Source organism: Pseudomonas sp. LAMO17WK12:I5, assembly GCF_900215165.1.
Taxonomy (GTDB): domain Bacteria; phylum Pseudomonadota; class Gammaproteobacteria; order Pseudomonadales; family Pseudomonadaceae; genus Aquipseudomonas; species Aquipseudomonas putida_A.
In genome coordinates this window covers 478920-498853 of record NZ_OBDS01000003.1, presented here as the reverse complement: position 1 = coordinate 498853, position 19934 = coordinate 478920, and the positions used below count along the sequence as shown (strand labels likewise).

The 19934-nt window shown below is 60.8% G+C and carries 21 protein-coding genes; 9 read left to right on the top strand and 12 right to left on the bottom strand.

The genetic code is table 11. From position 1 onward, the window contains the following. From CRO59_RS07850 to CRO59_RS07840, 3 genes are all read right to left on the bottom strand, one after another. On the bottom strand, positions 1–609 hold a 609-nt coding region (locus tag CRO59_RS07850; RefSeq protein ID WP_143503140.1), incomplete at its 3' end, for a filamentous hemagglutinin N-terminal domain-containing protein. Between the two features lie 24 nt (positions 610–633). Beyond that, a complete protein-coding gene (locus CRO59_RS07845; RefSeq protein WP_097090368.1) occupies positions 634–2340 on the bottom strand; it encodes a ShlB/FhaC/HecB family hemolysin secretion/activation protein in 1707 nt (568 codons plus the stop codon). A gap of 154 nt (positions 2341–2494) precedes the next feature. Then, positions 2495–2944, bottom strand: coding sequence for a helix-turn-helix domain-containing protein (locus tag CRO59_RS07840; RefSeq protein ID WP_097090367.1), 450 nt, complete (start codon positions 2942–2944; stop codon positions 2495–2497). A gap of 188 nt (positions 2945–3132) precedes the next feature. Between CRO59_RS07840 and CRO59_RS07835 the strand changes: the two genes are divergently transcribed. After that, positions 3133–3951, top strand: a complete 819-nt coding sequence (locus CRO59_RS07835) for an alpha/beta fold hydrolase (protein ID WP_097090366.1) — start codon at positions 3133–3135, stop codon at positions 3949–3951. 45 nt (positions 3952–3996) lie between these two features. On the opposite strand, the gene CRO59_RS07830 is transcribed toward CRO59_RS07835, so the two are convergent. The 6 genes from CRO59_RS07830 to CRO59_RS07805 all read right to left on the bottom strand — a co-directional run bounded on the left by CRO59_RS07830 (position 3997) and on the right by CRO59_RS07805 (position 11455). Next, complete coding sequence (locus CRO59_RS07830) at positions 3997–4710, bottom strand: DUF72 domain-containing protein (RefSeq protein WP_097090365.1); 714 nt, start codon at positions 4708–4710, stop codon at positions 3997–3999. Beyond that, positions 4710–5141, bottom strand: a complete 432-nt coding sequence (locus CRO59_RS07825; protein WP_096797193.1) for a DNA methylase — start codon at positions 5139–5141, stop codon at positions 4710–4712. The genes CRO59_RS07830 and CRO59_RS07825 overlap by 1 nt, the downstream gene beginning before the upstream one ends. A gap of 106 nt (positions 5142–5247) precedes the next feature. Then, entirely contained in the window at positions 5248–7035 is a 1788-nt protein-coding gene (locus CRO59_RS07820) for a thiamine pyrophosphate-requiring protein (protein WP_097090364.1), read from the bottom strand. A gap of 215 nt (positions 7036–7250) precedes the next feature. Then, positions 7251–8576, bottom strand: coding sequence for an MFS transporter (locus tag CRO59_RS07815; protein WP_097090363.1), 1326 nt, complete (start codon positions 8574–8576; stop codon positions 7251–7253). Positions 8577–8613: 37 nt separating this feature from the next. Continuing rightward, on the bottom strand, positions 8614–9690 hold the full coding sequence (locus tag CRO59_RS07810) for a C45 family peptidase (protein ID WP_097090362.1): 1077 nt from the start codon (positions 9688–9690) through the stop codon (positions 8614–8616). A gap of 37 nt (positions 9691–9727) precedes the next feature. Next, positions 9728–11455 carry an amidohydrolase gene (locus CRO59_RS07805; protein WP_097090361.1) on the bottom strand — a complete coding sequence of 576 codons (1728 nt, stop codon included), beginning with the start codon at positions 11453–11455 and terminating at the stop codon, positions 9728–9730. A 106-nt stretch (positions 11456–11561) separates the two neighbouring features. On the opposite strand from CRO59_RS07805, the gene CRO59_RS07800 reads away from it, so the two are divergent. After that, complete coding sequence (locus CRO59_RS07800; RefSeq protein ID WP_097090360.1) at positions 11562–12521, top strand: LysR family transcriptional regulator; 960 nt, start codon at positions 11562–11564, stop codon at positions 12519–12521. Beyond that, positions 12484–13254 carry an APH(3')-II family aminoglycoside O-phosphotransferase gene (locus CRO59_RS07795; RefSeq protein ID WP_027613036.1) on the top strand — a complete coding sequence of 257 codons (771 nt, stop codon included), beginning with the start codon at positions 12484–12486 and terminating at the stop codon, positions 13252–13254. The genes CRO59_RS07800 and CRO59_RS07795 overlap by 38 nt, the downstream gene beginning before the upstream one ends. 8 nt (positions 13255–13262) lie before the next feature. Here the strand turns inward: CRO59_RS07795 and CRO59_RS07790 are convergent, their stop codons facing one another. Continuing rightward, complete coding sequence (locus tag CRO59_RS07790) at positions 13263–13538, bottom strand: DUF2798 domain-containing protein (RefSeq protein ID WP_047598350.1); 276 nt, start codon at positions 13536–13538, stop codon at positions 13263–13265. 126 nt (positions 13539–13664) lie between these two features. On the opposite strand from CRO59_RS07790, the gene CRO59_RS07785 reads away from it, so the two are divergent. After that, on the top strand, positions 13665–14594 hold the full coding sequence (locus CRO59_RS07785) for a LysR family transcriptional regulator (RefSeq protein WP_097090359.1): 930 nt from the start codon (positions 13665–13667) through the stop codon (positions 14592–14594). Positions 14595–14627: 33 nt separating this feature from the next. Here the strand turns inward: CRO59_RS07785 and CRO59_RS07780 are convergent, their stop codons facing one another. After that, entirely contained in the window at positions 14628–15521 is an 894-nt protein-coding gene (locus CRO59_RS07780; RefSeq protein WP_097090358.1) for a LysR substrate-binding domain-containing protein, read from the bottom strand. A gap of 176 nt (positions 15522–15697) precedes the next feature. Here CRO59_RS07780 and CRO59_RS07775 point away from each other — a divergent pair, with 176 nt between their 5' ends. The 5 genes from CRO59_RS07775 (at position 15698) to CRO59_RS07755 (ending at position 19179) form a co-directional block, all read left to right on the top strand. Next, positions 15698–16318 carry a LysE family translocator gene (locus CRO59_RS07775; RefSeq protein WP_097090357.1) on the top strand — a complete coding sequence of 207 codons (621 nt, stop codon included), beginning with the start codon at positions 15698–15700 and terminating at the stop codon, positions 16316–16318. Between the two features lie 73 nt (positions 16319–16391). Beyond that, complete coding sequence (yghU, locus tag CRO59_RS07770) at positions 16392–17231, top strand: glutathione-dependent disulfide-bond oxidoreductase (protein ID WP_097090356.1); 840 nt, start codon at positions 16392–16394, stop codon at positions 17229–17231. A gap of 230 nt (positions 17232–17461) precedes the next feature. Then, positions 17462–17830, top strand: a complete 369-nt coding sequence (locus tag CRO59_RS07765) for a hypothetical protein (RefSeq protein ID WP_097090355.1) — start codon at positions 17462–17464, stop codon at positions 17828–17830. A gap of 66 nt (positions 17831–17896) precedes the next feature. Further along, entirely contained in the window at positions 17897–18748 is an 852-nt protein-coding gene (locus CRO59_RS07760) for an AraC family transcriptional regulator (RefSeq protein ID WP_096796430.1), read from the top strand. Positions 18749–18792: 44 nt separating this feature from the next. Further along, positions 18793–19179, top strand: a complete 387-nt coding sequence (locus CRO59_RS07755; RefSeq protein ID WP_097090354.1) for a cupin domain-containing protein — start codon at positions 18793–18795, stop codon at positions 19177–19179. A gap of 115 nt (positions 19180–19294) precedes the next feature. Here CRO59_RS07755 and CRO59_RS07750 read toward each other — a convergent pair whose 3' ends face one another. Then, on the bottom strand, positions 19295–19921 hold the full coding sequence (locus tag CRO59_RS07750) for a TetR/AcrR family transcriptional regulator (RefSeq protein WP_097090353.1): 627 nt from the start codon (positions 19919–19921) through the stop codon (positions 19295–19297). Positions 19922–19934: the final 13 nt, after the last annotated feature.

Genomic DNA, 19934 nt, shown 5'->3' with positions numbered 1-19934 from the left:
GCCTTCAATGGCCACAGAACCCTGATCAACCTGAAAACGATCCAGCCGCCCCGCGCCATCCAGCACCGGTTTGCCGGTGGTCAGCGTCACGCGCGGTGCGTTGATGAAGCCGCAGCCATTACAGGTGATGCCATACGGGTTGGCGACGATCACTCGCGCTGACTGCCCTGCCACTTCGGTGTAACCGCGCAACTGGCTCGGGTTGCCGCTGATGACTTCGTTGAGAATCGCTTGCGCCGAGCCGCTGTTTTTCAGGTTCGGGTTGCCAATGATGTGCCCGGCCAACTGGGTGTTCGAGGTCTGCGCCGAGCCGTTGTTGAGGATGACACCCTGCGCGCCGACGTTGTAATCGTGGAACTGGTTATGCGACAGCCCGCTGCCGTTGGGCGTGGCGATGTTGATGATCGGCACGCCATTGCCGGCCCGATCCAGCGCGGTGTTCGGGTTGGCCACGACAATGCCGTCGGCCTGCGCCCACATCGGTTGCCAGAACATGACGTTCGCCAGCAGGAACGCCAGCCCGCGCTTGGGCATGCCCAGAAACGACTCACGGTTTTTTACGGCCGCAGAAGGCTGGCCTGCAAGGAAGGCGAACTGACGAACATCCATGTCGATGGTCTCGAAGAATTTGAATTAGATGAAAAAGTCGAGGCGGAAATAGATCGGCGCTTCACGCTCGGTCAGCACGTCCGGGCGTTCGAGGGAATGCGCAAAGGTCACGCTGGCGGCCACATGCTCACCGCGGGCGAACAGTTCCAGCGAGTTGCTCGACATGCGTCCGTGCTGATCACCGTTGTAACGGTCGCCGCGAATCACGCCTTGGTCGTAACCGAGGCTGGTGCCGTATTCAGCGAACACCGGGCGCAGCCATTCGGCCGTGACCGGTCGGCTCCAGCGCAGATCGTTGCGCCAGTAGCCGCCGCTGTCGCCGGACAACGACTGATCCTTGTAGCCACGGATCGACGCTGACCCGCCAAGGCTGGTGCGCTGCGGACTGAACAGCACATCCTCGCTGCGCTGGCCGGTCATCAGGCTGCTGAAGCTGAAGGATTCGCCCCACACCTTGAACGGCTGCAGGTAGCTCAGGGTCGCGGTGTATTTGCGGTAGCGTGCGTCGGGCTCGCCGGGGCCTGGATCGTGGCTGCCCTGCGCATCGAACGCGCCGATGCCTTCCTGCATGCCGGCGTCGAAGTTGAAGAAGGCGCTGCCGATGCGGCGACCGTGGTTGAAGCCGAACTGCGCTTCGCTGATGCGGTTGCTGCTCAGCTTGAGCTTGCTGTCTTCGATGTAGTTGTTGGTGCGCAGGTAGGACAGCCCGGCGCTGAGCGAAGTCTTGCTCACCGAGTCGCGATGGATCACTCGCTCGGCGCGCAATTGATGGTTTTCGCTGTCGCCGGTCTGCTTGAAGTTGTAGCCGTTGGCGGCGATCTGCGAGCGGTAGTCGCTCTGGCTGTAGGTGTAGCTGAAGTTCCACCAGCCCCACGGCAGGTTGTAATTGAGCATGGCGTTGCTGGAGGTGTGCTGGTGATCGGTCATTGCGTCGTGACCGCCGCGCAGGCTCAACTGATCGGCCAGGCCCAGCGGGCTGTCCCAATCGAAAGTGGTGCCCCACTGCTGTTCACCGGTGCTGCGCTGGCCATCGTTGCTGCGCGACAGTCCGGCACGCCATGGCTTCTGCGGCGTATTGGTGACCAGCACCTCACTGCCGCCGACGTTCTTGCCCGGCGCCAGTTCCATCTTGGCCTGATTGGACGGCAGGCGATTGAGCTGATCGACCATCTGCTCGATCTCGCGCAGGTTGACCAGATCGCCGGACTTGCCGGGAAAGGCCATCGCCAGCTCACGCTCCGAAAGCTTGCTGTTCTCGGCGCCTTTAATGCCTTCGAGCTTGCCTTCGACCACCAGCACTTTCAGATGCCCGCCAGACAGATCCTGCTGCGGCAGGTAGGCGCGGCTGGTGACCAGGCCTTTCTCGATGTAATGGTCGGTGATGACCTTGAGCAACTCGTTGAGTTGCGGCACCCCGAGGCACTGGTCGATGTAGCGCTTGAGCAGGCGGGTTTTGTCGCTGTCGGACAGACTGTCGGCGCCCTTGAGTTCGATGTCCTTGATCGGGAAACAACGGGTGTCGGTGGGCGCCGCTGGTTGCGCCGGACCGGCCTCTTTGCCGGGGAGATTTTTCAGGTCTTCAAGACGCCGCTGCTGCTCTTCGAGCAAGCGATTCTGGCGATCGCGGATCAGGTCGGTTTCACCGGGAGTGGGTGCAGCGAAGGCAATCTGGAGTGGAGACAGGCACAGCAAAGCTGCGCACAACCTCGCCGCGAGGGCGGGTGGGTACATGTTCGATCCCTCGATACGGAATGACATCAAAATAGTGGCGCGATATTAGATGGCCATCATTTTGACGTCAAACAATCGTTTCAACCTTTTGTCGGGTTTGTAACAGGGATTGAACAATCGACGCGGCTGCGGTTTTCCGAGGGGAATCCTTGGTTCAGTGCGCAACGCCCAACTTCGTCGCCACGTCCTGAGGTGCCAGTAAGCGGCCATCCGCTGAACGCAATTCCAGTTTCCTGATCGGCTGCCGCTGATGCGCATCAACCATCACCGAACCCGGCTCACCCGGCGCATACAGGTGCTCCCCGCCCCACTGCGACAGCGCGACGATCACCGTCTGCAAGGCCTTGCCGCGTTCGGTCAGCACGTATTCCTTATAGGCACCGCCATCGGCGGCCGGCACGGTTTGCAGGATCCCCTGCTCCACCAAGGCCTTGAGCCGGGCGCTGAGCATGTTCTTGGCGATATCCAGATTCTTCTGAAAATCACTGAAGCGGCGAATGCCCTCCAGCGCATCGCGGATGATCAGCAGCGACCACCAGTCGCCGATCAGGTCCAGCGTACGGGCGACCGGGCAGGCGTTGCCGTGCAGGCTTTTGCGCTTCACAGGGTGTTTCTCCGTCAAATCCAGCGTGTGGTTGCATCTTACAACTGTGAAGCTGGAAAAGAACCACGCCACCCGCCATGGCAATTGAGCACTTGCGTACAAGTGACAGCCGCGATTTGCGCCGATAGTGATGGGCGGCCATGCGGCATCCGGCCTTCCTGAACGATTGCCCACAGCAAGGAGTTTCCATGAGCACATTCACTACCGATGACGGCACACAGATCTATTTCAAGGACTGGGGCAGCGGCAAACCCGTGCTGTTCAGCCATGGCTGGCCGCTGGATGCCGACATGTGGGAATACCAGATGGAGTACCTGAGCAGTCGCGGCTACCGCACGATTGCCTTCGACCGCCGTGGTTTCGGCCGCTCCGATCAACCATGGACCGGCTACGACTACGACACCTTTGCCGATGACATCGCGCAACTGATCAACCACCTCGACCTGCGCGACGTGACGCTGGTCGGCTTCTCCATGGGCGGCGGCGACGTCAGCCGCTACATCGCCCGCCACGGCAGCGAGCGCGTTGCCGGGCTGGTGCTGCTCGGTGCAGTGACGCCGCTGTTCGGCAAGAAAGCCGACTATCCGCAAGGTGTCGACACCTCGGTGTTCGACGGGATCAAGGCCGGCCTGCTCAAGGATCGCGCGCAATTCATCGCTGATTTCGCCGCGCCGTTCTACGGCATCAATCAGGGCCAGAAAGTCTCCGACGGCGTGCTCACGCAAACCCTGAACGTCGCCCTGCTCGCCTCGCTGAAAGGCACCGTGGATTGCGTTACCGCGTTCTCCGAAACCGACTTCCGTCCGGACATGACGAAGATCGACGTACCGACCCTGGTGATCCACGGCGACGGCGATCAGATCGTGCCGTTCGAAACCACCGGCAAGCAAGCCGCCGCGCTGATCAAGGGCGCCGAGCTGAAAGTCTATGCCGGCGCGCCCCACGGTTTTGCCGTGACACACGCCGAGGCGCTCAACGAAGACCTGCTGGGTTTCCTGAACCGCTGATGTTCGTCGGCGCGACAACCTTCTAAGAGTAGTTGTCCGCCTGCTTCAATCTGCCATCAACGCTGCCAGTGCCAACGCGTTACCCAGCGCGGCACCACTGGCAGTGTTGTCGAAGATGCACCAGGCCGCGGCACCCTCTGCTGCCGCGACTTTCATTTGCTCTGCCAGCGCTTGCAGATAGCGCTCATCGTAGGCGCTGTGGTAGATGCGTGGCGAACCGTGCAGCCGCCAATAGCGCAAACCCGCCCAGCCCTGCGCCGAACCATCGGTAGTGATCCGCGACGGATCGACCACGACCTGGGCAATCCGATACGTCTGCAACATCGGCGCCGCCGCCACCCATGACTCATGCCGAGGCTCAAGCATTACGGCACCGGCGAAGCGTTGGCGCAACGCCACGAAAAACGCTTCGACAACTTCAGGTGTGAATGTCAGCGACGGTGGCAGTTGCACCAGCAAACACCCCAGCCGATCGGCCAGGCCTTCGCACTGCCCGAGAAACTCATCCAGCGCTTGCTCACAGTTTTGCAGACGCAACTCATGAGTAATCTGCTTCGGCACCTTCACTGAAAAGCGAAAGCCCGGCGGCACCGAATCCGCCCAGCGCGCATAGGTCTGACGCCGATGCGGGCGATAGAACGAGCTGTTGATTTCCACACAGTTGAACTGCGCGGCATAACGTTGAAGATGCGTGCCCTCGGCCGGAAACTGCGGCCAATACTCACGCCCCAGACTCCAGCCTGCGCAACCGATGAACATCAAAAAAGCACCCTCGCCGCTTCACGCATGAAAATCTCCACGGTCTTCGGACCAATCCCGTCAAACGCCATCAGGCGCTGTTCGAACTCGGCACGATCGACGCTGGCCTTGACGATGTTGCCGACCTTGCCGGCGTACTCATCATTGAGCCGCGCCGCCAGGGCCAGCAACCGCGTGGCCGTGGTTTCGTCGTAACGCACGTAATGCGCCTCACCGAGCATGCCGACCAATTGTCGATGCGTGCAGTGGGCGAGTTTGCGCAGCGTATCGCGCTGATGCCGCTCGGCAATCACTCGATAGGCCTCGGCGGCAATGCCGGCCTGAATGCGCTTGCCCATCAGGAAACTGGCGAGCAACCATTTGAACAACCCCTCCTCACTTAACGGATCAAGGCTGATGTGCAGGTCGTGGGCGCTGACGGTTTTGCTCATTGGTTTATCCCTCACGGCCCTCTGTAGGAGCTGCCGCAGGCTGCGATCTTTTGATTTGCTTTTTCAAGATCAAAAGATCGCAGCCTGCGGCAGCTCCTACATGGGGTTATTTTTTGCCTGGCAGGACGCTGGCCAGCACCTGCTTGGCGGCTTGCACGATCACGCCCGCTTCGTCGGGGTCGCCCTTGAGCAAGGTCGTGGCAAATTTCTTTGCCTGTTCGAGTTTGATGTGTGGCGGCAACGGCGGCACGTTGGGGTCGGTCTTGAACTCGATCAGCACCGGTACGTCCGAGGCCAGCGCCTGCTCCCAGGCAGCGGCGACGTCTTCTTCGCGGTCGACGAAAATCCCTTTCAGGCCGATGGAAATGGCGAACAGGTGATACGGCACATCAGGAATGCTTTGCGAGGCTTCGAACTTCGGATCGCCCTCCATCACCCGCTGTTCCCAGGTGACCTGATTCAGATCCTCGTTGTTGAACACCGCGCAGATCCACTTCGGGCTGTCCCACTGGCGCCAGTATTTGGCGACGGTGATCAGCTCGGCCATGTTGTTCATCTGCATCGCGCCGTCACCCACCAGCGCAATCACCGCACGCTCCGGATGGGCGAACTTGGCGGCGATCGCGTACGGTACGGCAGCGCCCATCGAGGCCAGGCCACCGGACAGCGAACACTGCATGCCGCGGCGAATCTTCAGGTCACGGGCGTACCAGTTGGCGCAGGAACCCGAGTCGCTGGTGATGATCGCCTGCTCCGGCAGACGCGGTGACAGCTCATACACCACCCGCTGCGGATTGATCGGATCGGCTTTGGACATCGCGCGTTTTTCCAGGGTCTTTTCCCAGGTGCTGCGCCAGCCTTCGATTTTCTTGCGCCACTTGTGCGAAGTTTTCTGTTCGAGCAACGGCAGCAGTGCAGCAAGGGTTTCGGCGGAGTCGCCGATCAGATTGACCTCCATCGGATAACGCAGGCTGAGCATGTCTGGCTGCAGATCGATCTGCACGCCACGCGCCTGACCTTCCTTGGGCAGGAACTCGGCATAGGGGAAACCCGAGCCGATCATCAGCAAGGTGTCGCACTCGTGCATCATCTTGTAGCTCGGTTCGGTGCCCAGCAGGCCGATGCTACCGGTGACCCACGGCAAATCGTCCGGCAGCGCAGCCTTGCCGAGTAACGCCTTGGCGACGCCAGCACCGAGCTTTTCCGCAACTGCAATCACTTCATCCGTTGCCTGCAGTGCACCGGCGCCCACCAGAATCGCGACTTTTTCACCGCTGTTCAGCACATCAGCGGCGCGCTGCAGATCGGCCTCGTAGGGCAGCACTTTCGGCTTGGTGTAACCGACGCCGGAATGCGCGGTGCCGTGCGCCCGCGCCGGAGGCTCATACTCAAGATCCTGCAAATCATTGGGCAGGATGATCGCCGTCACCCGCCGCTCGCCAACCGCCGTACGCACGGCGCGGTCGAGCAAATGCCGAACCTGCGACGGCGCCGACGCCTGCTGCACAAACGCTCCGGCTACATCCTTGAACATCGAGACCAGATCCAGCTCCTGCTGGTAATGACTGCCGAGCGCCGTCCGCGCCTGCTGGCCGACAATCGCCAGCACCGGTTGGTGATCCATGCGGGCGTCGTATAACCCAGTGATCAGGTGCGAAGCCCCCGGTCCCGAAGTGGCAATGCACACTCCCAACTCGCCCGTGAACTTGGCGTGGGCCGAGGCCATGAAAGCGGCCATTTCTTCGTGCCGGGCCTGAACGAATTCGATCTTGCCATTGGCTCGGGCGAGCGCGCCGAACACACCATTGATGCCGTCTCCCGGATAACCAAAAATCCGCGTGACGCCCCATTGGCTGAGCCGCTCAACCAGAAAATCTCCCACTGTCGTCGTCATCTCGTTCCTCGCCTGTCACCGATGCGTGAAGCCTGCCCGGCGAGATATCCGCCGGGCGGTACATGGGTCTGGACAGTCGGGACGCGCGCGAAGTTTCGATTGTTTTTATTGCCGAACCGCCCTATGTAGGAGCTGCCGCAGGCTGCGATCTTTAGATCTTGAAAAACAACATCAAAAGATCGCAGCCTTCGGCAGCTCCTACAGGGTCGAGTGGTTCAACTGACAGCGGGCATGGGTGAAGGCCACTCGGCCTCATCGATTTGCGCCAGACTCAGGTGCGCCGTTTCTCTGAGCAGCAATGAACACAGCGCCACGATGCCCAGCGCAATCGCGCCGTAAACTGCCACCCCGAAGGCGTTGTGATTGTTGGCGATCAGAATCGCTGTGGCCGCACTGGAGGCTGTCCCCCCACCCAGCGCCGCACCGATCTGATAAGCAGCCGACATTCCCGAATAACGCATGTGCCGCGGAAACTGCTCCGCCAGAAACGCGGGAATCGGCCCCTGCGTCGCGCCCATGAACGCACCGATGGCGACGTAGGCGGCGGTTGAAACCAGCAGGCTCTTGAGGCCGACCAGCGGGAAGAACGCAAAAAAACCGAGGGCCATGATCACCGCGCCGAGGATCATTACCTTGCGGCGTCCGATGCGGTCCGAGAGCAAGGCAAACAACGGCGCAGTGATCACAATGGCGATCGACAGCGACAAGTCGAAAACCAGCGCATCGGTGCTGCCATAGCCCAGTTGCGTGGCGTACGACAGAAAGAACGTGCTGCCGATGTAGGCGATGGTCACGTAGCCGAAAGCGATACCGGTGCACAGCAGCATGGCTCTGGGCCGTGCGCGCAGCGCTTCGAGCAACGGCATGCGCACGTGCGTCTGCGGTTCGGCGGGTTGTTCAAGCGGTTTTTGCAAGCGCGCATACAGACCGATCAGCACCAGCACGCCACCGAGCCAGAATGGAATACGCCAGGCAAATCCGGTCAGGTCATCGTGCGACGCGACACTGACAATGGCGAAAACCCCGGCGCCGAGAATCCCGCCGATTCCGATGCCCATGCTGGTGAAACTGCCCCACAGACCACGTCGTCCGGGCGGCGCCGACTCGATGCCGAACAGCGCCGCACCGCCCCACTCGCCACCGGCGGCAAAGCCTTGCACCAGCCTGAGCAGCACCAACAACACCGGTGCGCCAGCACCAAGGGTCGCATAGCCCGGCAGACACCCGATCAACAAAGTGCTCAGGCCCATCAACAGCAGCGTGATCACCAGCATTTTCTGCCGGCCGAGTTTGTCGCCGTAATGCCCGAATACCATGCCGCCAAGGGGCCGGGCAAAAAACCCGGCACCAAAGGCGCCGAACGCCACCAGCGTCGCGGTCAGCGGGTCCATCTGCGGAAAGAACACCTTGGGAAACACCAGCGCGGCGGCGGTGCCGTATATCACGAAGTCGTAAAATTCCAGGGCGGTGCCCATGCCGGAGACGAAAAACGTCCTCAGCGCAGACGGGGAACCGCTCGTGCGATCAATCTCGGTAGCCATGTGCAATGCTCGTTTTGTTTTTATTGGAGGCAGCGATTCAGAAGCGCAGATGGCCGTTTCGGGCCAGCTGCGCGGGGTTGCCGGCGGCGTATTCGAGCACGCTGTTTTCAGTGTCGATGCCGATGTTCAGCAAGGTTTCCCAACGCTCGGTGGCCGGCATGCTCAGATCCGGGTGGAAGCAGATCGGCGCGTCTTCGCCCGCCTCGCCGCACATCGCCTCAGCCCTGCGGCTCAGATTGCCGCTGGCCATGTTTTGCAGCGCCGCGTTGACGTGATCGAAACGCGCGTAAGTCGTCGAGGCATCGGGGGTACGCTCGCCGAGGCTCAGTTCGGGATCGAGAAAGTGGTTGGTATGGGTGATCCAGCCTTCGGCATCGGGCCGCACCACAGCGGTGAAGACCGGCGACATTTCGATGCTCACCGCACGCGGGGTAGAGTCCTCGCGGGAGAACACGGTCAGTACCGTCGAGGCACTGACCCGTGCCGAACGCGCCAGCGCAATCGCCTCCTCAACGCTGCTGGCTTCTTCGAGGATGCGCCGCGCAATCGCGTGCACCGGCACCCCGGCGGACCCGTTGTCGCTGGCGTGATGCAGGATGTTGAAATGCAATCCCAGCCCCGCACTGTTGACGCCAATCTTGCCGAGCATGCCGAATTCGGTGAACAGCTTGACCGTCATACCCTTGGCCGTGGTCAGTTGCAGAATCAACCCGTTGGGCACCAGCGAATCGTGCCAGTCCCAGGTCTGAATGGTGCGTGGGGCCCTCGCGCCATTGGGGGCGAACACGGCGGTCGAGCACTCGCCTTCGGTGGACGCCGGCATCACCGCGAGTATCTCGGTGCGGGCATTCAGGCTGGCGAGCTGCCACAGCGGCACGCCAGCGCCCTCAGCAGTGGCGACGATCTCTTCGGCTAGGCTCGGGCACCAGTTTTGCAGGGTTTGCAGACTGGCTTCGCCGATGGTCTGCACCTGTGCCTGAGGCACACCGACCTGATTGAAGAAATCCAGATAGAGCTCGACGGTCTGGCGGATCTGAGCCGCCCAGGTGGCGCCAATCTGTTGCCCGCGAATCTGTGGGTTGCGGGTGTCGGTGACAAAGCAATGAACATTCACGAAAAGGTTTCCTTGGTTACTTTACAGAGAGATGCCGTCAAGGCTTGCGGCGGTAGATTTCGCGCCCGGCAAACCAGGTATTGAGCACTTGGGTGTCGCGCAGGGCCTGCGGCTCGACACTGAACACATCGCGGTCGAGGACGATCATGTCGGCCTGCTTGCCGGGTTTGAGCGAACCGATCCGGTCTTCCAGGCGCAGCACTTTGGCTGCGTTGAGGGTGTAGGCCTGGAACATCGTCTGGCGGTCGATGTCTTCAGCGGCGTTGAGCACGCCTTTCGGGCCTTTGCGGCTGACGGCCTGATAGATCGCCTTCCACGGCTCGGGGGTGGTGATCGGCCAGTCACTGGCACCGGCGATGGTCGCGCCATTCTTGAGCAGCGAGCGCGCGGGATAGGTGTACATGAAGGCCATCGCGCTGACGTAAGGCTTGACCAGATCCATGCTCGACTCGTCGGCAGCGGCCCAGAACATCTGCATCGAGGCGATCACATTCAACGCCTTGAAGCGGGCGAATTCCTTTGGGTTGACCATTTGCAGGTGGGTGATCGAATGGGCGATGCCGCTCTGCCGATCCTTGCGCGACTGCTCGATGCCGTTGAGCGATTCACGTACCGCACGGTCGCCGATGGCGTGGATGTGCACCAGCCAGCCACGGGCATCGGCGGCACTGACCAGCTCGCCGAAGTGCGCCGGGTCGATCAGCAGCTCACCGGTGTTTTTCGAGTTGCGGTAAGGCTCAAGCATCGCCGCGCTTTGCGCCGGCACTTCGGCCACACCATCGGCGAAGATCTTGATCCCCGGCAGAGTCAGGTTGCTGACCCCGAGAAACTGTTGGCGCACCTTGTCCAGCTCATCGAGGTCGGTCGGCGTAGCCTTGGAGTCCGCCATCAGCAGCGCCGCAACGTGAGCGGTGAGTTCGCCGTTTTCCGAGAGTTTTTTGTAGGTCGGCAGCACGCCGAGCGAGGTGTTGGTAACGTCACTGCCGGGGACTTCGTTGGCGAGCGGATCCAGCCACCCGGTGATCCCCAGGCTCTTGTAGTAGTTCAGCGCCGCGCGCCCGCCCGCCAGCAACTCATCAGCCGTCGGCGGCGGCAGCAGGGCCTGCACCGGGTACAGACCGGCATCGACAAGGAAACCATCCGGGCTGCCGTCGGGGTGGTGGCCGATGGTTGCCTGCTCTTCGCCTTTGAGTGCCTTGATCTTTTCAGCCGTCACGCCAGCGCGGTCGAGCATGGCCCGATTGGCCCAACCGGTGTGCAGATCCCAGCCCAGCAGCAGGATCGGCTGGTTCGCCCATTCGCCCTGATTGAAGCGCTGTTCGAGGCCGGCAATGTCGCTCCAGTAAGTCGACGGCAATCCGCCGACACTGAGGAATTCTCCACGCTGCGCCTTGCCGTCCTGACGCCATTTCCGCAGGTGCTGTTCCAGTTGATCAAGTGGCAACAGTTGCCCGTCGAGGTTGGCCTGCAACATCTGCAGACCGCCCTTGATCGTGTGCGAATGCGAGTCGATGAAGCCCGGCATCAGCACCTTGCCGTGCAGGTCGATCACTTGCGTGGCCGCCGTTTTCAGGCGCATCACCTGCGCATCCGTGCCCACGGCGAGAATCTTGTCATTCTCCACCGCCACCGCCTGCTGCAAGGCTTGGCCGGGTTCGGCGGTGTAGACCTTGGCGTTGTGCAGGATCAGATCGGCAGACGCCAGACTTTCCAGCGAGGCACAGGCCAGCGCCGATGACACCATCAGGGTCAGTAGCTGCTTCATGAGGTTTCTCGTTATTTTTGTTAGGCTGCGAGCAAGCCTATCCAAGCCTTGGCGATAACTGAATGCCACCTCGCGCACAACTTCTGTGCCCATCAGGAATAGATCAATGGACAAGATGAGCGCCCTGACCATGTTCGTTGCCACCGCCGAACACGGCAATTTCAGCCGCGCCGCCGAGGTGCTCGGCAAGACGCCGTCAGCCCTGACCAAAGCCGTGGCGCAGCTGGAAGACGAGCTCGGCACGCGCCTGTTCGACCGTACGACCAGACGCATGGCGCTGACCGAGGCCGGACGGATTTATCTGGACGGTGCGCGGCAGGCGCTGATGCAATTGCAACTGGCCTGCGAAGGCGTCGAACAGCTCAAGCACGAATTGAGCGGCGGCCTGCGCATCACCGCCCCGCCCTCCTTCGCCCCGGCGTTCCTCAACGAGGTCTGTTGCCGTTTTCTCGACGCCCATCCGCAAGTGCATCTGGAAGTCGATCTGAGCGACAGCTATGACGATCCGGTGGATGGCGGTTACGATCTGGCGCTGCGTGACGGCCCGATCGACCTGCCGGGGGTGATCGCCCAACCTATCGTCGAGAATCAGGTGGTGTTGTGCGCCAGCCCGGCGTACCTGGCGCGCAAGGGCAAAGAGGTGTCACTGGACAACTATCAGCAGCACGACTGGCTGATCTTCCGTCATCCGCTGCTCAACCGGCATTTCTGGTGGGTCAAGCAAGGGGACCGGCGGATTCGCCTGACCCAGCCGAATCCACGGGTGGCCAGCGACAATTACGACTTCCTGCTGGCCTGCCTGCTGAAGGGCCAGGGCCTGCAGTTTCTGCCGCAATGGAGCGCCGCAGCGTATCTGGCGCGTGGTGAACTGGTGGAAGTGATGCCCGAATACTGGCGTGAGCCGAGCGCGTTCGGCCCGTGGATTTACGTGCTGTACCTGGCGCACCGGCGCAGCACGCGCAAGGTCAAAGTGTTTATCGAATTCTTGAAGGCGCACTGGCGCCCACTGTCACAAGGGACGAATGAAAATGGATCTGCCACAGACATGGCGCCAACGCTTCGCTGATATCCGCTACGAACAACAAACCATCGGTGAATCCCGTGCCGACGTGTTCCGCCTCACGCCCGCTGGATCAGACCCGCTGTTCGTCAAATCGGAACCGCGGATTTCCTTTGCCGAATTGCCCGGCGAAGTGCAGCGCCTGCGCTGGCTGGCGGAGCAGGATCTGCCAGCGGCGCGCGTGCTCGACAGCGTCGAAGAAAGCGAGCGCTTCTGGTTGCTGATGACTGCCGTACCGGGGCGTGACCTCGCCAGCAGCGAGCATCTCGCACCGCAGCAAATTGTCTCGCTGGCGGCTAATGCCTTGCGCACCTTGCATGCGCTCGACATCAAAAACTGCCCGTTCGATCATCGCCTCGATGCGAAAATCGCCTTGGCCCGCGAGCACCTGCTGGCTGGTTTGATCGATGAAGAAGATTTCGACGATTCGCGCCTCGGCCAAAGCGCCGAAGCGGTGTTCGAGCAGATGCTGGCCGCGCGCCCGCACAGCGAAGACCTGGTGGTGACCCATGGCGACGCATGCCTGCCCAACTTGCTCGCCGACAACGGTCGCTTCAGCGGTTTCGTCGACTGCGGGCGACTGGGGGTTGCCGATCGGTTTCAGGACTTGGCACTGGCAGCCCACAGCATCGCCTACAACCTGGGCGAGCAATGGCTGCCGGTATTTTTCGAGGCTTACGGAGTGCAACCGGATCAGCAAAAAATCGCCTTTTATCAGTTGCTCGACGAGTTTTTCTGAGGTGTATCTCAACGATGCGGATGCACCGTCATCGCCACCAGTTTGATCACGATCGGCCGCACCACGAGGATGCAAAGGAAAGCCACCGGCATCGCCAGCTTGTAGGCGTGCAACGCATTACTCAGGTAGTCGTTATCAATCCCCGAGTTGGCGGCGGTGATCACCAGCGACATCAGGAACGCCATGATCGTCGCCATGTACAACGCAAACACATACGGCGTCGCCCGTGACGACAACTTGCGACGCGTCGAGTACAAGGCCTCGGTAGTGGTTCTTTGATTCATATGGCTTTTCCATCCATTGACAGGGAGCCGGCACCTTAGCAAAGCCCCCTGCCCTCAACTAGACGGCCCGCCACAGGTACTTTATAAAGCACAACTTACGAATCAAACCCACGCGGCGGGACACGGATGAATCTGTTGGCGGCGATTGCTAGTTTTATCAAAGTGGTTGAAGCCGGCTCGATCGTCGGCGCCGCCAAGACCCTGGGCGTCAGTGCGGCAGCGGTCAGCCAGACCCTCAGTCGCCTGGAAACGCACCTCGGCGTGCGCCTGCTGCAGCGCACCACACGCAGCATGGCGCTGACTGAAAACGGCGCGTTGTATTACGAAAAGGTGCGGCGTATTGCGGCTGATCTGGAGTCAGCGCAAAGCGCAATCATCAACGATGAAAGCGAATTGCAGGGCCGCTTGAGCATCGCCTCCACCAGTGCATTCGGCCGCCACGTCCTGGCGCCGTTACTCGCCAGTTTCGCCGCGCTGCATCCGCGCCTGCTGGTCGAGCTGTCGACCACCAACGGCAAGATCAATCACATCCAGGACGGCATCGACCTGAGCCTGCGGATCAAGCCGCAACTGGAAGACGGCATCGTCGCGCGCCGGATTGTTTCCCTGCCGTTCATCTTCTGCGCCGCTCCCGCCTACCTTGCGCGCGCCGGGGTGCCGCAATCACCGCAAGAGCTGCAACACCACGCCTGCCTCGCGTTTCGCTATCCACTGAATGGACGCTTTCTGCGCTGGGGCCTCATCCGCGACGGCCAACGCTACGACGCCCCGATCAACGCCACCGCCATCAGCGACGACATCGATGCCTTGGCGCAAATGGCAGTCAACGGCGCAGGTGTCACGCGCCTGGCCGAATTCGTCGCTGCGCCCTATCTCGAGAGCGGTCAACTGGTGCAACTGTTCGAAGATCTTCCGGGTGAAACCCACGGGCATGTCGAACCGATGGACATCTATGCATGCGTGCAGGAACGTGCGGCGATGACGCCGAAGGTCAGAGCCTTCATGGATTATTTGACGGAGCACCTGAACAGGCGCTGGCCGATGCAAGCCCGTTGATCATGCCTGGCTGATGAATGCAGCGCTCTGTCTTCAAGGCTGCAGATCACCCCCGAGCCATTGGCTGCACGCACTCATCTGCTGGCTAATCCACTCACGAAAAAGCATGGCATTGGCGCTCTGTTCGAAGGGTCGCGGTGACAGCAGGCAATAACTCGAACCGTCGCGAACGAAGCCGAACGGCGCGATCAACTGGCCGGATTTGAGTTCGTCCTGCACCATCAGAAACGACGCCATACCGACGCCCAGCCCGGCCAGCGCGGCCTGAATGCACAGGTAGAAATGCTCGTAATCGACCCGACTGCCCCCTGCCGCGCTGATCCGGGTCTGTCGCATCCAGTTGTCCCACGCCTGCGGGCGCGTCTTGCTGTGCAGCAGGCAGGCGCCGCGCAAATGCTCGCCGTCAGGACGACTGGACGGCACGCAAACCGGACCGATCCACTCCTCGCAAATAGTCACGCCGTGCACGGTCTCGTCCCAATGGAAATCGTCGCGGCGGATCGCCAGATCCACGCCTGAACGAGCGAAGTCGATCGGTCCGCCGGCCGTCAGCAATTGCACCTGCAACTGTGGGTGTGCGCTGTGGAAGTCAGGCAAGCGCGGGATCAACCACTTCATGGCGATGGTTGGCTCGCAGGACACCACCAGCACATCGTCGTGGACTTCACGCTGCAGGCGATAAACCGTGTTCTGCAATTGCTCGAACATCGGCGCGGTGACGTTGAACAGCAAGCGTCCCGCGTGATTGAGAAAAATCGCGCGGTTACGCCGCTCGAACAATTCGACCCCGATCGCCTCCTCCAGCAAGCGCACCTGACGGCTGACCGCGCCGTGGGTGACGTGCAGCAACTCAGCGGCCTTGACGAAACTCTGGGTCTGGGCGGCGGTGTTGAAGAAGCGAAAGGCAGCCAGCGGAGGCAGGTTCATATAGACGATGATTTCTCACAGATTTTCGCGACTATAAATCGTTTTTTTTGCCAAAGACACTTCTCCATCATGTCGCCACTCAGGGCCTGTTAATTCCATCCACGTTGTTGGCGGCGATGCTGCAGGCGTTGTATCTGTGAATTCAAGTAGCGCAAATAACGCGATGGAGCGTATGGATGAATGAATTGTTTCTGGTAATCGCCATCACTGTTCTGGCGGTGATCAGCCCCGGCCCGGACTTTGCCATGGTCACTCGCAACAGTTATGCCTACGGGCGGCGCAGTGGTTTGCTGGCTGCGCTGGGCATCGCCTGTGGCGTGCAGGTTCACGTGTTCTACACGGTGTTCGGGGTGGCGCTGATCATCACTCAGTTACCCATGCTGTTCTGGATGATGAAGCTGCTGGGTGCCGGGTATCTGGTCTACCTGGGCATCAAATCCTTCACCAATAAATCTGTACTGACATTTGCCGAGGCGAGCGCTTCGGCACCCCGTGCCTGGAAGGTGTTCTGCTCAGGTTTTCTGACCAATGCACTGAATCCGAAAACCATGTTGTTCGTGGTAGCGGCGTACAGTCAGGTGGTGGAGCCAGGCAGTTCGCTGACGTTGAACTTCGCCTATGGCCTGTTCATGTCGGTCATTCATTGGCTGTGGTTCAGCCTGGTCGCGCTGTTTTTCTCCACCGAACGGTTACGCCGGCGCCTGCTGGAAAAACAGCGGCTCCTCGACAAGGCCATCGGGATCGCGTTGATGGGTCTGGCGGCGTGTTTGATCATTCCGGGGGTTGCGCAGTCTTGAGCTAGAGCGTTTATGCTGTCTGGTCTGATACCCGTCAGGTCATTCTCGGCAAGTTCACCATGAGGCCCATTTCATGAGTAAAGCGCCCTACGTACCGCCCAAAGTCTGGAAACACGAAGCCCCGTCCGGCGGCCATTTCGCTAGCATCAACCGCCCGATTGCCGGGCCGACGCATGAAAAGACCCTCCCAGTGGGCAAACACCCGCTGCAGCTGTATTCACTGGCGACGCCCAACGGCGTCAAGGTGACCATCCTTCTGGAAGAATTGCTCGCACTGGGGCACACCGAGGCCGAGTACGACGCGTGGCTGATCCGCATCAACGAGGGCGATCAGTTCTCCAGCGGTTTTGTCGAGATCAATCCGAACTCGAAGATTCCGGCGCTGCTCGACCACAGCGTACAGCCGCCGATTCGGGTATTCGAATCCGGTTCGATCCTGCTGTATCTGGCAGAGAAATTCGGCGCCTTCCTGCCGAAAGACCCGGCTGGCCGCACGGAAACCCTGAACTGGTTGTTCTGGCAGATGGGCTCTGCGCCTTATCTGGGCGGCGGCTTTGGGCACTTCTATGCGTATGCGCCGGAGAAGCTCGAATACCCGATCAACCGCTTCACCATGGAAGCCAAGCGTCAGCTCGATGTACTCGACCGACGCCTCAAGGAAAGCCGCTACCTGGCCGGCGACAGCTACACCATCGCCGACATCGCGGTCTGGCCGTGGTACGGGCAACTGGTGCGCAATAACGTGTATTCGGCGGCCGAATTCCTCGCAGCGCAGGAGTACACCCACGTACAACGCTGGGCAGAAGAAATCGCCGAGCGCCCGGCAGTCAAGCGTGGCCAGCGGGTCAATCGCACCTGGGGTGACGAGGCGAGCCAGGTTGCGGAGCGACATCAGGCCAGCGATCTGGACTAACGCCACATTCCCACAAAGATTTGTGCTGGACAGGGACATCCCGGATCACAGCAACATTTGTGGGAGCGGGCTTGCTCGCGAAGGCGCCAAGTCAGTCAACACTGACATCACAGTCCTACCGCTTTCGCGAGCAAGCTCGCTCCCACAGGGAATTCGGGTTGGACATGAGGATTTGTGAACCTCAGCAATTACATTGAGACCACACCACCACTGTCGCCAAAGGATCTGCAATGCCCCCTGGAAAACGTGAACTGGCGCGGATCGAGCGGCGCTTGATTGCCACGCTCACCGACGCGTGTGAAACCGCAAAAGCTGAAATCAACGGCTTCACCTGGCTGACCCACACCGCTGACCTGAACGCGTTGGCGGCGACCCTGAACGTCATTTGGGTGTTCGACACCGAAGCCGACAAAAACCTCGCCCTGACTGACGCCAAGGCACGCCTCTTCGAACTGACGGCCACTGCGCTGAGGGAAGCCGATATCGACCTGTCCCCTTCAGAGCGCAACGTGCGTTTCGACTCCGAGGAGGCGTGCCAGCGTACTCACGGTGGCAACTGGCGTGAGCGTCTGGCGCAAAATACGCGCGGGCAACGGTGACACCCTGCTTTCGATCAGGTTGGCTATCATCGCTCGCAGCAGGCTTCTCTCAGAGACAGTGAAACCATGGAACAGTCCAGACCAGATCCAGATTCCGATTGGGTAGTGCGCAGCACTCAACCGGGGCGGATAGAACGTATCGAAGCCCGGTTTGGCGGCCATGGCTACCACCCACATCGGCACGATACTTACTCGATCGGTCGCACACTCTCTGGCGTGCAAAGCTTTCACTACAAGGGCAGCCTGCGCCACGGCTTACCGGGAAACACCTTGCTCCTGCATCCTGATGAACTGCACGATGGCATGGCCGGGACCGAAGCGGGGTTTCGCTATCGAATGGCCTATGTCGATCCGGCTTTGATTCAGCAGGTGTTGAAGGGTGAACCGCTACCCTTCATCGCCGGAGGTCTGTCCAGCGACCCACGCCTGTATCGCGCCAGCGAAGCGTTCGTGCAGGCGATGGATTACTCACTTGATCCGCTGGAAGAACAGGACGCCCTGTTTGATCTGGCTATGGCCCTGCGCGCCGTGGCCGGCAAACCTCGCGGGCGCAAACTGCTCGATTACCCGGCAGCCGAGCGCGCAAGGGAATTCATCATGGCTCACCTGCACCAGAGCATTACGCTGGAAATGCTGGAGCGCGCCAGCGGTCGTGAAAGATGGAGCCTCTCTCGGGACTTCAGAGTGCTGTTTGGCACCAGCCCCTATCGCTTCGTGACCCTGCGTCGCCTGGATATATTGCGCACGCTGCTGCTTGACCGATTCTCGCTGGTGGATGCCGCACTGGCTGCGGGTTTTCACGACCAAAGTCATATGACCCGGCACTTCACCCGCACTTATGGGGTATCTCCGTCGCGTTGGCTGGAACGCGTCCTGGGGCAAAGGCAACTTGCAGGATCGTACAAGCATCGCCAATAGCGCCTTCGCTAGGCTGACGACTTCTGTCTGATAGAGGATTTGTCATGCCACATACCAGCAAAGTACCAGCACTGCACGCCATCAATCTGGCGCAGAAATCCGCGCTGATCGATCAGCAGTGGAGCCCCCGTGTGGTCGCCGAACTGAATGACTACCAGTTCAAAGTGGTTCGCATCGAAGGTGAATTCATCTGGCACTCCCACCCGGAAACAGATGAGGCCTTTATTGTGATCGAGGGCACGCTGCGGATCGACCTGCCCCATGGCAGCGTATACGTCGAACCGGGTGAGCTGTACGTCGTGCCGCGCGGGATCGAACATCGGACGGCAGCGGAAGGAGAAGCGCGCCTGATGATGATCGAGCCTCGGGGTGTGCGTAACACCGGGCACGAAGGTGGCGGGCGCACGGCTGACAACGACGTCTGGATCTGAGCAGGAGGCGCCGTCAATCTGCGATTTGACGGCGCCTTTTTTGAGTGGCGGGCCGTTGGTTGGCCGCTGATCGTACGGGCGTTTTTGTACTGGGTTTACTGAGCGAGCGGCCGCCTCAGACCACCTCTTCGTCAACCGGCAACGAAGCCAGCATTTCAGCGCGGCACACCTCAAGAATCTCGTCAGCCAGCGCGGAATCATCCGGACAGGCACGCGACAGCACAATCGCGCCGACAGCCCGCGACAACAGGTCGATCATTTTCTTTCTCCCCTCGCCCGCCACGGCATCCGGCCCGGTCGGATATTTGTCTCCGAGGGTCTGCAGGGTGCGCTCGATCCCTTCGGCAAACGTCGTTTTCACCTCATCCGATTGACGCGCCGCGTCGCCACACAGCGCGGCCATGGTGCAACCGCTGCCACGTCCGTCGCGATGTTCTCTCGTCACATAGACATCGATGAAGCCTGGCACGTCGAGCGCTTCGGCACCTGCCAGCGACTTGGCAAGACTGCAGGACGCGGCTTCAGCCATCAGGTCGGCCTTGGAGCCGAAATGCTTGTAAAAACCACCGTGGGTGAAACCGGCAGCCGCCATGAGATCCGCCACACCGACGCCGTCAAAGCCACGCTCACGGAACAGCTCGGAAGCGGTCTCGACGATGTGTTCTCGATTGGCCTGCGCCTGGGCCTTGGTCACTCGCACGTGCAGTACCTCGTGTTCATTGGGAATGCTTGCGCCAATCATACATAGATGCTGG

Bases quoted from the DNA above. Each gene is read 5' to 3' on its own strand.
- CRO59_RS07795 (WP_027613036.1), top strand. From the start codon at position 12,484: ATGGATCTGCCACAGACATGGCGCCAACGCTTCGCTGATATCCGCTAC.
- CRO59_RS07820 (WP_097090364.1), bottom strand. From the start codon at position 7,035: ATGACGACGACAGTGGGAGATTTTCTGGTTGAGCGGCTCAGCCAATGG.
- CRO59_RS07750 (WP_097090353.1), bottom strand. From the start codon at position 19,921: ATGATTGGCGCAAGCATTCCCAATGAACACGAGGTACTGCACGTGCGA.
- CRO59_RS07825 (WP_096797193.1), bottom strand. From the start codon at position 5,141: ATGAGCAAAACCGTCAGCGCCCACGACCTGCACATCAGCCTTGATCCG.
- CRO59_RS07785 (WP_097090359.1), top strand. From the start codon at position 13,665: ATGAATCTGTTGGCGGCGATTGCTAGTTTTATCAAAGTGGTTGAAGCC.
- CRO59_RS07830 (WP_097090365.1), bottom strand. From the start codon at position 4,710: ATGTTCATCGGTTGCGCAGGCTGGAGTCTGGGGCGTGAGTATTGGCCG.
- CRO59_RS07815 (WP_097090363.1), bottom strand. From the start codon at position 8,576: ATGGCTACCGAGATTGATCGCACGAGCGGTTCCCCGTCTGCGCTGAGG.
- CRO59_RS07835 (WP_097090366.1), top strand. From the start codon at position 3,133: ATGAGCACATTCACTACCGATGACGGCACACAGATCTATTTCAAGGAC.
- CRO59_RS07800 (WP_097090360.1), top strand. From the start codon at position 11,562: ATGGACAAGATGAGCGCCCTGACCATGTTCGTTGCCACCGCCGAACAC.
- CRO59_RS07765 (WP_097090355.1), top strand. From the start codon at position 17,462: ATGCCCCCTGGAAAACGTGAACTGGCGCGGATCGAGCGGCGCTTGATT.
- CRO59_RS07845 (WP_097090368.1), bottom strand. From the start codon at position 2,340: ATGTACCCACCCGCCCTCGCGGCGAGGTTGTGCGCAGCTTTGCTGTGC.
- CRO59_RS07780 (WP_097090358.1), bottom strand. From the start codon at position 15,521: ATGAACCTGCCTCCGCTGGCTGCCTTTCGCTTCTTCAACACCGCCGCC.
- CRO59_RS07790 (WP_047598350.1), bottom strand. From the start codon at position 13,538: ATGAATCAAAGAACCACTACCGAGGCCTTGTACTCGACGCGTCGCAAG.
- CRO59_RS07775 (WP_097090357.1), top strand. From the start codon at position 15,698: ATGAATGAATTGTTTCTGGTAATCGCCATCACTGTTCTGGCGGTGATC.
- CRO59_RS07805 (WP_097090361.1), bottom strand. From the start codon at position 11,455: ATGAAGCAGCTACTGACCCTGATGGTGTCATCGGCGCTGGCCTGTGCC.
- yghU (WP_097090356.1), top strand. From the start codon at position 16,392: ATGAGTAAAGCGCCCTACGTACCGCCCAAAGTCTGGAAACACGAAGCC.
- CRO59_RS07755 (WP_097090354.1), top strand. From the start codon at position 18,793: ATGCCACATACCAGCAAAGTACCAGCACTGCACGCCATCAATCTGGCG.
- CRO59_RS07760 (WP_096796430.1), top strand. From the start codon at position 17,897: ATGGAACAGTCCAGACCAGATCCAGATTCCGATTGGGTAGTGCGCAGC.